Annotated in this window: 14 protein-coding genes and 1 tRNA gene; 9 read left to right on the top strand and 6 right to left on the bottom strand. The window is 71.9% G+C overall.

The features are described from left to right. Position 1 precedes the first annotated feature (1 nt). The 4 genes from V6U81_RS13135 to V6U81_RS13120 all read left to right on the top strand — a co-directional run bounded on the left by V6U81_RS13135 (position 2) and on the right by V6U81_RS13120 (position 4,982). On the top strand, positions 2–1,345 hold the full coding sequence (locus V6U81_RS13135) for a multicopper oxidase domain-containing protein (protein WP_334488632.1): 1,344 nt from the start codon (positions 2–4) through the stop codon (positions 1,343–1,345). A 4-nt stretch (positions 1,346–1,349) separates the two neighbouring features. Continuing rightward, positions 1,350–2,105: a YwiC-like family protein gene (locus V6U81_RS13130; protein WP_334488630.1), complete on the top strand. Its 756-nt coding sequence runs from the start codon at positions 1,350–1,352 to the stop codon at positions 2,103–2,105. Positions 2,106–2,484: 379 nt separating this feature from the next. Next, on the top strand, positions 2,485–2,778 hold the full coding sequence (locus tag V6U81_RS13125; protein ID WP_334488627.1) for a hypothetical protein: 294 nt from the start codon (positions 2,485–2,487) through the stop codon (positions 2,776–2,778). A 131-nt stretch (positions 2,779–2,909) separates the two neighbouring features. Continuing rightward, complete coding sequence (locus V6U81_RS13120; protein WP_334488624.1) at positions 2,910–4,982, top strand: bifunctional polysaccharide deacetylase/glycosyltransferase family 2 protein; 2,073 nt, start codon at positions 2,910–2,912, stop codon at positions 4,980–4,982. Here the strand turns inward: V6U81_RS13120 and V6U81_RS13115 are convergent. Then, positions 4,975–5,955 carry a glycoside hydrolase family 6 protein gene (locus tag V6U81_RS13115; RefSeq protein ID WP_334488620.1) on the bottom strand — a complete coding sequence of 327 codons (981 nt, stop codon included), beginning with the start codon at positions 5,953–5,955 and terminating at the stop codon, positions 4,975–4,977. The genes V6U81_RS13120 and V6U81_RS13115 overlap by 8 nt on opposite strands. Positions 5,956–6,299: 344 nt before the next feature. Between V6U81_RS13115 and V6U81_RS13110 the strand changes: the two genes are divergently transcribed. The 4 genes from V6U81_RS13110 to V6U81_RS13095 all read left to right on the top strand — a co-directional run bounded on the left by V6U81_RS13110 (position 6,300) and on the right by V6U81_RS13095 (position 7,762). Then, a complete protein-coding gene (locus tag V6U81_RS13110; RefSeq protein WP_334488618.1) occupies positions 6,300–6,437 on the top strand; it encodes a hypothetical protein in 138 nt (45 codons plus the stop codon). A 12-nt stretch (positions 6,438–6,449) separates the two neighbouring features. Then, positions 6,450–6,698 carry a hypothetical protein gene (locus V6U81_RS13105; protein ID WP_334488615.1) on the top strand — a complete coding sequence of 83 codons (249 nt, stop codon included), beginning with the start codon at positions 6,450–6,452 and terminating at the stop codon, positions 6,696–6,698. A 110-nt stretch (positions 6,699–6,808) separates the two neighbouring features. Further along, positions 6,809–7,303, top strand: a complete 495-nt coding sequence (locus V6U81_RS13100; protein ID WP_334488612.1) for a hypothetical protein — start codon at positions 6,809–6,811, stop codon at positions 7,301–7,303. Positions 7,304–7,399: 96 nt separating this feature from the next. Next, positions 7,400–7,762 carry a zinc-binding metallopeptidase family protein gene (locus V6U81_RS13095; protein ID WP_334488609.1) on the top strand — a complete coding sequence of 121 codons (363 nt, stop codon included), beginning with the start codon at positions 7,400–7,402 and terminating at the stop codon, positions 7,760–7,762. Between the two features lie 25 nt (positions 7,763–7,787). On the opposite strand, the gene V6U81_RS13090 is transcribed toward V6U81_RS13095, so the two are convergent. Beyond that, positions 7,788–7,940, bottom strand: coding sequence for a hypothetical protein (locus tag V6U81_RS13090; RefSeq protein ID WP_334488606.1), 153 nt, complete (start codon positions 7,938–7,940; stop codon positions 7,788–7,790). A 401-nt stretch (positions 7,941–8,341) separates the two neighbouring features. On the opposite strand from V6U81_RS13090, the gene V6U81_RS13085 reads away from it, so the two are divergent. Then, a tRNA-Arg gene (locus V6U81_RS13085) sits at positions 8,342–8,417 on the top strand. Positions 8,418–8,760: 343 nt separating this feature from the next. Here V6U81_RS13085 and V6U81_RS13080 read toward each other — a convergent pair. The 4 genes from V6U81_RS13080 to V6U81_RS13065 form a co-directional block, all read right to left on the bottom strand. After that, complete coding sequence (locus V6U81_RS13080; RefSeq protein WP_334488603.1) at positions 8,761–9,042, bottom strand: hypothetical protein; 282 nt, start codon at positions 9,040–9,042, stop codon at positions 8,761–8,763. Positions 9,043–9,046: 4 nt separating this feature from the next. Continuing rightward, positions 9,047–10,141 (bottom strand): hypothetical protein, encoded by a 1,095-nt coding sequence (locus V6U81_RS13075; protein ID WP_334488600.1) that lies wholly within the window; start codon positions 10,139–10,141, stop codon positions 9,047–9,049. An 8-nt stretch (positions 10,142–10,149) separates the two neighbouring features. Further along, a complete protein-coding gene (locus tag V6U81_RS13070; protein WP_334488598.1) occupies positions 10,150–10,509 on the bottom strand; it encodes a hypothetical protein in 360 nt (119 codons plus the stop codon). A gap of 456 nt (positions 10,510–10,965) precedes the next feature. Further along, positions 10,966–11,448, bottom strand: coding sequence for a hypothetical protein (locus tag V6U81_RS13065; protein ID WP_334488595.1), 483 nt, complete (start codon positions 11,446–11,448; stop codon positions 10,966–10,968). Positions 11,449–11,483 lie beyond the last annotated feature (35 nt).

Genomic DNA, 11,483 nt, shown 5'->3' with positions numbered 1-11,483 from the left:
CGTGTCCGCGCACCCCGAGACCCCCGCTCCCCGCCCGCTCGGCGGGGCCGCCGTCGGTCTCGCCCTCGTCCTCGTCGCCGTTCTCGTCGGGGTGGCCGCGCAGCGCGTCTCCGAGGGCGCGTCGGTGTCGGCTGCCGCATCCGCCGTCGCACCCACCGGACACACCACCACGGTCACCGTGGTCGCCGACGGGATGCGCTTCCACCCCGACCGGATCGACGTGCCACCGGGCGACCGGCTGGTCATCGAACTGACCAACCGGGACCACCGCCGGCACGACCTCGTCCTCGACTCCGGGGCGAAGACGCCGCCGATCGCCCGGGGCGGCGCCGCGCGGCTGGACGCGGGCGTGGTCGGAGCCGAGGCCCAGGGCTGGTGCTCACTGCCCGGCCACCGGCAGGCCGGCATGACCCTGCGGATCGTCCCGACGGGATCGGCGCCCGCGGGCCACCCGGCGGCGGACGGCACGGCGGCGCCGCACCTCGATGCGATGGCCGACCCCGGCGACGCCTTCGTCGCCCGGGACGCCGTCGCGCCGGCCACCCCGCCCGGCCGGCTGCACCGGCGAGAGCTGCACGTCAGGGAGATCCAGCGGGAGGTCGCGCCCGGCGTACGGCAGCGGTTGTGGACCTTTGACGGCACGGTCCCCGGCCCGGTGCTGCGCGGCAGGGCCGGCGACACCTTCGAGATCACCCTCGTCAACGACGGCACCGTCGACCACGGCATCGACTTCCACGCCGGCGCCGTCGCCCCGGACGAGGTGATGCGCCCCATCGACCCCGGGCAGCGACTCACCTACCGCTTCACCGCCACCCGCGCCGGCATCTGGATGTACCACTGCTCGACCATGCCGATGCTGCACCACATCGGCAACGGCATGTACGGCGCGGTCATCGTCGACCCGCCCGACCTGCCCCGGGTCGACCGCGAGTACGTCCTCGTGCAGTCCGAGCTGTACCTCGGCCCGGACGGCGAGCCCGGCGACCTCGCCAAGATGCAGGCGGAGCGTCCCGACGCCGTCGTCTTCAACGGCTACGTCGCCCAGTACGCCCACCGGCCGCTACCCGCCCGCGCCGGCGAACGGGTCCGCGTCTGGCTGCTCGACGCCGGCCCCAGCAGGGACAGCTCCTTCCACGTCGTCGGCACCCAGTTCGACACCGTCTACCGGGAGGGACGCTGGGAGAACCGACCGGCCGACCCGGGTGGCGCCCAGGTGCTCGGGCTCGGTCCGGCCGCCGGTGGCTTCGTCGAGCTGGTCTTCCCCGAGCCCGGCCACTACCCCTTCGTCAGCCACGCCATGGTCGACGCCGAACGCGGCGCCCGTGGCCTCTTCGAGGTGAGGTGACGCCATGTCCACCGCCGTCATGACCACGCCACCGGTCAGGTCCCGTCGCCGGATCCGTCGTTTCCTGCCGCCGCAGCACGGCGCCTGGGCGATGCTGCTGCTCCCGTACACCGTGGGGGTCGTGCTGGTCGGCCCGCGCTGGCCGCACCTGCCGCTGCTGGGCGCCTGGCTGGCCGGCTACCTGCTGTCGTACTACGTCTTCCAGGCCGTCAAGACCCGCCGGCCGGGCCGGTTCGCCGACCAGCTGCTGGCCTACGGCCTCGTCACGGCGCCGCTGGCGGCGGCGGTGCTGTTCGCCCGGCCGGCGGTGCTCCGGTACGCCCCGGTCTACGCCCTGCTGCTGGCCGTCAACGCCGGGTACGCCTGGCGACGGCGGGAGCGGGCCCTGCTCAACGACCTCGCCTCGGTGGCGCAGAGCTGCCTGCTGGTCTTCGTCGTGGCCACCATCGCCGGGGTGCCCCTCGTCGACGTGGCCCCCGCCTTCCTGGCCCTGCTGCTCTACCTCGTCGGCACCGTCCTGTACGTCAAGACCATGATCCGGGAACGCGGGCACCCCGGCTACCTGCGCCTCTCCATCGGCTTCCACGCTGCCGCACTGGTCGTGGCGCCCTGGCTGGATCTGCTGCTCGTGCCGGCTTTCGTGGTGCTGCTGGCCCGCGCCGTGATCCTGCCGGGTCGGCGACTGCGTCCGGTCCAGGTCGGAATGATCGAGATCGGCTGCTCCCTGCTCGTGCTGACCCTGCTGCTGGTCGCGTTCTGACCCGCCCCCGATCGCGTCCATCCGGCCGCCACTGATGGCTCAATCAGTGAACCTCGCAGGTCAGGGTTAGTAGATCAGCGGGCGGTGGGTACTTCTTTCCACCGTGGAGAAGATGAACAAGCGTTACGTCGGGCGCGTGCCGCCGGCCGAACCGGCCCCCGCCGATGGAAAGGTGGCCAGGGTTCTGCCGGCGCGGAGGCCGGGCCGGTCCGCCGGACCCGGCAGCGTCCGCGGCGTCGCGGCCCCGACCGGACGGACCGTCGTCCGTCGCGCGGTCGCGCCGACCGGGCCGGCCGTCGTCCCTGGCGAGGCTGCGCCGGCCGAGCCAGCCGTCGTCCCTGGCGAGGCTGCGCCGGCCGGGCCGGCCGTCGTCCGTGGCGTGGCCGCGCCGGCCGGGCTGGCCGTCGTCCCCGACAGTGCCGCTCCCGTGGAGTCGCCCGGGCGGCACGGCGGGGCCGCCCCGGTGAAGCCGGCCGCCGTCGACGAGCCGGTCGACGGGGCCACCGCGCTGCTCAAGTCGCCCGACGTGACGGCGGCGATCTTCGTGGACGGCTCCGGACGCCGGGGCCGCCTGCTGCGCCGCACCGTGTACGCGCTGGTGGCGTTCGCTCTCCTGCTCATCCTGGCGTTCTGGCTCGTCCAGGGTGTGGACGCGTTCGGGTCGACGAGCTGATGGCCGTCTGGCGTGGACACCGGCGGGTGGGCGGCACCGACGAGGTCGTGCCGTCATCCCCACCGGCCGCCTCGTCAGCGGGGGAGCGGCGGCAGCGCCGAACCAACCGCCGACGGTGGGCACTGGCGGCGGTGGCCACGTTCATCCTGCTGAACCTGCTCGCCGTCGGGGCGTACGCGAACGCGCGCTTCACCCCCGACCACCAGAGCGGCACTCCGGTCGGGACCGGCGCGGTGCCGGCGGTGGTCCGCGACGGCGGGACGGTGGTCGACCCGCGCGGCGGCAAGCTGGACGCCCGGCGAATGCCCGCGCGGACCATCGCCCTGACGTTCGACGACGGTCCGGATCCGACGTGGACGCCCAAGGTGCTCGACGTGCTGAGCCGACACCACGCGCCGGCCACCTTCTTCGTGGTGGGCTCGCAGGTCAGCCGGCACCCCGAGCTGGCGGAGCGGATGGCCCGCGAGGGTCACGAGCTGGGCATCCACACCTTCACCCACCCGCAGATGGCGGACCTGCCGTCCTGGCGGCGCAAGCTGGAGTACTCGCAGACCCGGGCCGCCATCGAATACGCCACGGGCGTCGACACCTCGCTGGCCCGCCTGCCGTACTCCAGCGGGGTGGACTCGCTGGACGACACGAGCTGGCCGCTGGTGCGGCAGTCCGGCCGGTGGGGCTACGTGTCGGTGTTCAACGACACCGACAGCCAGGACTGGGCCCGCCCCGGCCCCGATGCGATCATCCGCAACGCCACCCCGGAGGGGAACCGGGGCGCGGTCGTCCTGATGCACGACAGCGGCGGTGACCGCGCGCAGACCATCGCCGCGCTGGACCGGTTCATCCCCGAGATGCAGGCCCGCGGCTACCGGTTCACCACCGTCTCCCAGGGGCTCGGCTGGCCGTCGGCCCGCGCGGCCCGGCCGGACGCCGCCGACCAGGCCCGCGGCGCGCTGGTCGTCTGGGGCGTCCGGCTCGCCGACGGCACCGTGCACGTGCTGTGGCTGCTGCTCATCGTCGTCGGCCTGCTCACCCTGGCCCGCACCCTGCTGCTCTTCGGGTACGCGGTGGCCCACGCCCGCCGTCGCCGCGCCCCGACCTGGTCCTGGGGCGGCGAGGTGAACGACCCGGTCACGATCATCGTGCCCGCCTTCAACGAGCGGACCACCATCGCCGCCGCCGTACGCTCGCTGGCCTCCGGTACGCACCCCGGCACCGAGGTGCTGGTCGTCGACGACGAGTCCGACGACGGCACCGCCGACGAGGTGGAGCGCCTCGGGCTGCCCAACGTGCGGGTGGCCCGGGTCCCCGGTGGCGGCAAGGCCGCCGCGCTCAACGCCGGGGTGGCGCTCGCCCGCAACGACCTGCTGGTCATGGTCGACGCCGACACCGTCGTCGCGCCCGACGCGGTGCACCGTCTGGTGCAGCCGTTCGCGGACCCGCGGGTCGGCGCGGTCGCCGGCAACGTCAAGGTGGGCAACCGACGGCGGCTGCTCGGCCGCTGGCAGCACATCGAGTACGTCATCGGATTCAGCCTCGACCGGCGCCTCTACGACACGCTGCACTGCATGCCCACCATCCCCGGCGCCCTGGGCGCATTCCGGCGCGAGGCGGTACGGGCCGCCGGCGGGCTCAGCCGGGCCACCCTCGCCGAGGACACCGACCTGACCATGGGGATCCACCGTGCCGGCTGGCAGGTCGTCTACGAGGAGGCCGCGGTCGCCCGTACGGAGGCGCCGAGCACGCTGCCGGAGCTGTGGCGGCAGCGCTACCGGTGGAGCTACGGCACCATGCAGGCGTTGTGGCGGCACCGCCGGGCGCTGATCGAGCGGGGGCCGTCGGGCCGATTCGGCCGGCGGGGGTTGCCGTTCATCGCCCTGTTCTCGGTGCTGCTGCCGCTGCTCGCCCCGGTCGTCGACATCTTCGCCGTCTACGGGCTGTTCTTCCTCGACCGGTACGAGACCGTGCTGGCCTGGCTGGCCGTCATGGTGGTGCAGATCGTCACCGCGATCCTGGCATTCCGTCTCGACCGGGAACCGCTGCGCCCGCTCTGGGTCCTCCCGCTCCAGCAGTTCCTCTACCGGCAGGTCATGTACCTGGTGCTGGTGCACTCGGTGATCACCGCGCTCAGCGGTGGACGCCTGAAATGGCAGAAGCTGCGCCGCACCGGCGAGGTGGCCGAGGCGCAGCCGCAGCCGGTCAGCTGAGCGGCGCCCGCGCCCCGGCTGCCGCCTGCCGGGCGGCAGCCGGCAGCCACGGCGCGGCCGAGATCAGGGCGCGGGCCCGGGCGGGGGAGAAGACGCCCGCCGCCGGTTCGGCCCGGCCGCACGGCCCGTCCGACTCGCCCGGACTCTTGATCCAGAGCAGCGCGGCGACCCGTTCCAGGCCCGGGTCGGTGGTCGGTGGCGCACCGAGACCCTCCGGGGTCGAGTTGCACCACTGGTCGTCCGGGGGAGCCGGCAGCCCGTTGCGGGAGGTGTCGATGACCATCTCCCGGTCGCCCACCAGCCGCGACACGGCCAACCCCCACCGGTGGCTGTCGGCGGTGGACTGGCGGTTGGACACGTTCACCGAGAAGCCCTCGGCCCGGGTGATGCCGGACCGGCGCAGCCGCTCGGCGATCTCCTTCGGCCCCCGCCAGCGAGAATGCCCCGCGTCGAGGTAGACGTGGTGGCCGGCGTCGGCCAGCGTCCGGGTGGTGTCGGCCAGCAGGTCCGCCCGGGCGTCGTCGAAGCACTCCGCGGCCACCGCGTCCGGCTCCAGGATCACCGCCGTCCGGGTGTCGCCGAGCCGCCGCACGGTCTGCGCGATGAACTCCGTGTAGGCGTCCCCGTCGGCCGCACCGCCCCCGCTCGGGCCCGCGCAGTCCCGGTTCGGGATGTGGTAGATCACCACGACCGGCAGGGCCTTGCGCCGGCGGGCCGTGGCCAGCACCGGTGCCAGGTCGGTCAGGTCGTCGGGACCGGTCAGCCACCGGGCCTGCGGGGTGTCGGCGATCGGGTCCAACCAGGCCGCGTCGTGGTCGTCCCGCCAGCGCGCCGCCGGGCTGTCGGTGTCCACCAGCAGGGTCGCGCCGCGGAACGGGTGGCGCAGCGGCGCGTACTCCTCGCCGCCCGCGCAGCCGCCGAGCGTCCCGAGCAGCACGGCGGCCAGGGTGCAGGCGAGCAGAGCCGATCGCATTTGGCCACGGTAGGCCCGGACGGGGTCGGCCGCAGCGCGGGCGACCGGCCGGCCGGTCCCGGCGGCCCGCCCCGTCTTCGCCGCCGTATGCGGCCGGCCGGGACAACCGCCGGGCGCGACGGAATTACTCGGAATCCAGAGTAGTAACCGCCGCAGAGCAGCGCGGGCCTTCGTCGCCGACGCCCGCCGGTCGGCGCGCCGGCGGCGCAGCAGCGTCTTGGCGTCGGACAGGGTGCGCGGCCTCAGGCCCGGCCCGCCGCAGCCGCAGCTGTCGAACAGCGGCCCGTCGGTGCGGTACGCCGGGTCGACGGCGCGCCGGCCCGGCCGCCACGAGCAGCTGGATCTTGCGCCACTCGCGGCGGTTCTCCCGCCTGTACCTCAAGAGGCCGGACCTGCCTGACCTCCCGGAGAACTCCCGTGGTCGTTACCCGGACTTCGCGGAGGAGGACGCCAACGGCAACTTCACCCTGCACGAGGTGTAGGCCGGCATCCCGATGCGGGACGAGGACATCGAGCAGTGCAAGAAGGACGGGTGGTACAAGGACCCGGCCAACCAGGCGAAGATCCAGGCGGACAACCCGGGGATGGGGAGCAAGAAGGTCGTGGGCGTCCACTGGCACTTCATGCCGCACGGCGGTGGCTCGCCGAACAACCCCTACAACAGCCTCGGGGTGTGGGATGACCTCCTGAACTGTCTCGTGCAACAGAACATCACGTTCGCCATTCATTTCCCGGCCGACTGACAGGTCGTCAGCGCGTCGCTGACCACTCGTAGGGTGAATCCGGGGCGTCCTCGTCGATGCCCCGGATTCACCGGTCGCACCCACCGACGTCCGACGGAGGACACCTGGCCATGAACTCGTCGACAAGCTCCGCGCTTCCCCCGTACGCGGTGCCCGGCATCCAGCCGCTCCGGGTCAACGAGGAGGGCCGGCATGTCGAATACCGTGGTCACCAGCTCATCCGGAGACCGCCGGTGGCCGCGGTGTTCGCTCGCGTACCCGAGACCTTCCTTCCCCTCACCGAGGGGGAGCTCCTCCGTCGCGAGGAGCTCTGCGCGGCGCTCGACGTCAGTTCCCGCGACGGCCTGGCCTGGATCGTCGGCCTCGGCGACGCGGTGAAGTGCATGGTGGACAGCGGCGGTGACTTCGTCGAGGACGACCTGATCGAGGAGGCGCTCGCAGCCCCGCCGGACGTGGTCGAGGTCTACCACGTGGACCGAGAGGTCTTCGACGTGGTGCTGGCGCGCTTCCTGCGGGCCGACGAGATGTTCGCCCGCTGGCTCGACGCCATCACCGCCGCCCACCGGGAGTTCGCCCGACGGCTCGGCGTGGAGCTGCCCTACTGAGCTGACCCTGCCCCGCCACCGAACTGCGAGGACGTTCGGGCCCCCCGGCCGAACGACTGTCCCGATCATCCGTTGTGGATGAGTTCGCCCAACTACATGTTCGGCGTCCACGACGGTGACGATTCCGCCGGCGAGGGCGCCGGTCCCGGTCCGGCCGGCTCCGCCCAGATCGAGGACCTGTTCGAAGGATTCTTCGCCGGCCGCGGCCTGCCGACGAACGCCGCCGACTTCACCGGCCGCTCGGACCACGGGCCGTTCATCGTCGTCGGCATCCCCGCCGGTGGCCTGTTCACCGGCAGCTCCCGCGAGACCCAACGGCAACGGCAACAACTGGGGCGTGACGATCCAGCACAACGGCAACTGGACCTGGCCGACGGTCTCCTGCCGCGCAGGCTGACCCCGACCACAGCGTCGGCGGCGCGGCGGCCGCTGGCCGGCGCGCCCACCCGCCATATCTGATCTTCCGTACCTCGCCGAATCGGGCTCATGCGTCGATTCCTCCGCATACCGTCACGGTGGCGGATTCACCGCCGATCCGGCTGTCCAGTTGGTCGAAGACCTCATGCGGCTCTTCGTAGGACACCCATTCGTCGGTGCTGTTCAGAACGGCGCCGAGTTCGTCGAGGATCATGGCCACGCCGCGCATGGGGACGTCTGACCGTGAACCCGCGTAGCTGCAGGCGGTCACGCAGCTGGGCGACTCGTGAGGCGTAGCCGAAGGTGTCGTCGTCGTACCGCAGCTCTGCCTTTGTGAAAAGGGCGCGTGAACGAGGGCGGGAGCCGGCTCTGCCAGATGAGGAGCCTGGCCGAACCTGTTGATCCCTGCCGCTCTACGCGGAATCTGCTCGGTGAGTCGTGGGTGCTGCTGGGCCGCCGTGGTTAGCGCTGGGCAGGGACGGGCACGGAAACGGGCGGCCGGCGATTGCATGCTCCATGTGTGCTCCGCCGGTCGGCGCAACGGCAGCCGACACCGCTGGGCACCGGAGGGCGCTCCTGGGCACTTGTGGGTATCCGCTGGCAGGTAGGCTGGGCACTCGCGCCCTCGTAGCTCAGGGGATAGAGCATCGGTTTCCTAAACCGTGTGTCGCAGGTTCGAATCCTGCCGGGGGCACCAGGTCAGCGCCTTGATCAGGGATCACATCTTCCCCTTCCGGGGCTTCCGTGCCTGTTGCGTCCCCGATCGTGGGCGTTCCAGGGTCTCCAGGTGAACGGCCACCTCGGCATCCCGGGAGTCGATTGCGCGGGCATAGTGCCGCAGCATCTGGGCAGCGACGACGCCACGGCGGTCTGCGCCAACTGACCGGGCCGGCTGCCGGCGATGCACGTGCTCGTACCGCGGCCTCGATCAACCGGTCGGCACGAGGATGGCCGGCGGCGGCCGAGCGCGGACAGTCGCCCGAGGTCGCATACGCGGACAGATCCCGCCGGACGAAGCCCCTAGAACTTGTAGCGGGGCGTCAGGCCCGTGCCGTGCCGTCAGAGGCGAGCGATGCAAGGTCGTCGCGCTCCTGGGTCGTCATCTCCTGGTATGCCTTCCAGAAGGTTTGGAAGGGTTGGGTCAGTTCGTCGCTGTAGGTGGTGCTGGCGACGGCCTGGCGGAGGCTGAGTTGGCCGTCCTGGACGGCGGCGGCCATCTCGCGTAGGAGTGGGTTGTTGCTGCGGCCGAGCTGGTCCAGGGCGTGGCGCAGCGCGTCAGCGCGTCTTTCGTCCCCGCCGGTGATGTCGTCTCGGTCGTCCATGGCGTCAGACCTTTGCTCCGGCGAGGGGGTGGTCGTACCGGCCGCCGTCGGGCAGTGCGGGGAGGGCGACGGCGTCGAGGTCGCTGAGCTCGCGGGTGAGGATGGCGCGGAAGACGAGGACGGCTGCGGCGATCTGCTGGCAGAGCTTGGTGGCTTCGCCCCAGAGCCGGAACAGGTTGGCGACCTCGGCGGCGGCCAGGCCGTAACCGACGACGGCGCCGACGCCGGTCTCGCTGGTCACGGTGCCGGCGGCGGCGGCTACGCCGGCGATGATGGCGCCGTCGATGAGGCTCTTGACGACGCCGCCGAGGGCTTCGCCGGCGGACCAGACGGCGTCGGCCATGTCGAGGTACGCCTTGCTGATGGTGCCCAAGGGTGTGTGAAGGTCGGCGACGGCGTTGGCGGTGGTGGTGAAGTACCGGAAGGCTCCGTCGCCGGCGACGCCTTGCCAGAGCGGGTGCAGGGTGCTGGCACCGGACTGGACGTTGTAGGCCAGGTCGCGCAGGGCTCCGCCGATGTTGTCCACGACGGGCGCCATCTTGGCGAGGGCTTCCCAGTCGCCGGAGACCTTGTCCTGGATCTCGCCGACCGGGTTGAAGCCGAAGACGTGGTCGAAGACCTCGTTGACCCAGGAAGCGGGGCTGAGGTAGTCCATCCAGCCCAGCGCGTTCGACGGGTTCTTCGCCTCGCCTGGGACGTCGAGGTGGCCCTGGACGTCGCGGGGGTCGATGAAGTTCGCCGGGGTGCAGGGGTTGTCCGCCAGCTCCAGTTCCAGTGGAGTGATGCAGCGGTCGACCGCGGCGGGCAGCGTGCGGTCGAGGCGGTCAGCGGCGGCGAGGTCCGTCGTGCGGTAGTAGCCTGCGCTGGCCCGCAGCTCAGGGGCGGAGTTCTCCAGGAGGCAAGCGAGCCGGTTGAGGGTGCCGTTGATGACCTCGACGGCGTGCTCGTGTGCGGCCTTGGCGATGCGTAGCTGCTCACCTCCGGTGGCAACGTCGGCGTACCGGTTGAGGTAGCTGCGGATCTCCCACACATCGCCGGTGGCGCGGTCGACCTGACGTGCGAAGCCGACCACCGCGTCGGGCTCGACGAACAGCGCCATCTCGCCGCCTAATCCACCAGGAAGATGCCGACCAGGCCGGCGACGGCGAGGATGACGGCGGCAGCGAGTACGTAGAGGCGAGCACGCGCCTCCCGCACGACGTACGTGCACAGGCCGAGCGCTCCGCCCAGGATCGAGGCGGCGTACCACGGCAGGTTCGCGGGAGTGACTTCACCGATGAAGATCATCCAGACGGCGATGACGGCGAAGAAGATGGTCGCGTAGGCGATCGTCTGCCGCAGGTTCCGATAGGCCGTCGTCTGCAACCTCGCCACCGACTCGCGGTAGGCCTCCGCCGCCTCGGCGCGTACCTCCTCGGTGCCCCGCTGCCGACGGTCTCGGCTACCGGTCCTTCGCCCCCGACTCATGCCAGCGAAGATACCAACGACAGTCATGCCACCGCTGCCCTCGGTCACTGTCAGCGACGGAAGGCTGAGGTGTGTTTCCGGCCGGACGATCACAATGACTCGGTGAGGATGCGACGACCGAAGTGGTATGGCGACTGCCCCGACTGTGGGCATGACTGGCGCGAGCACACCCCGCCGGAGCCGTGCAGCGAGTGCCAGTACGAGATCGAGCACGAGGAGCCGGAAGCTCCGGCCGTCCCGTGCACTGCGACGGCCCCACCGCCTCCCGGCCGTCGATGACAGGTGCTAGGCGCGGGGCGGCAGGTCGACAGCAACGGTGACAGCAACACACCGGGACGAGAACAGCCGGCGACCACCGGGCGCGGACAGGTGGTGGAGGTGGCGGATGCGGCCGGACCCCGCCGGGCAGAGCGCCAGAACCTGTAAGCGAGATGTCGGCAGGGCCAAGACGCTCGCTCAGAGTTGCTGCGGATGACGCCGCAGCCTGATCCGATGCATCTGCAGCGCCGCGGCTGCGGCGGCGGCGACTAGCAGGACTGCCAGAACCGGCCCGCCAAACATGATCGTCAGGCCCGCTCCGATGTTGGCGCCGATGCCCCCAGCGGTCAGCACCCGCCAGGCGAAGCCAACGACGGCGCCGGCCCCGACCAGCGGCAGCAGCACCGGCCACCACCCGGAGTCGAGACGGCGGGTGGCGGTGCCCCGAACCAGCAGGCCGAGCGCACCGATGGCGCTGATGCACGCCAGGACGCCGACGGTCCGGTCTCCAACGGGGCCAAGGCTGAGCGGCCGGAACTCGTAGTCGAGTTCGACGCCCTGGGCGGCGAGTTGCCGTGCCGCCTCGTTGGTCAGATCGCCGGTGAGCCACCAGGATGCAACCGGTGCCGCCAGGATCAGGACGAGCATTGCGACGGGGAGCGCCGTGCGGCGTAGCTTCATGTGGTGATACCTCTCCCCGTACACCTGCTTTTCTG

This window comes from Micromonospora lacuserhaii, assembly GCF_036902735.1.
Taxonomy (GTDB): Bacteria; Actinomycetota; Actinomycetes; order Mycobacteriales; family Micromonosporaceae; genus Micromonospora.
This window is presented reverse-complemented; position numbering and strand designations above follow the sequence as displayed.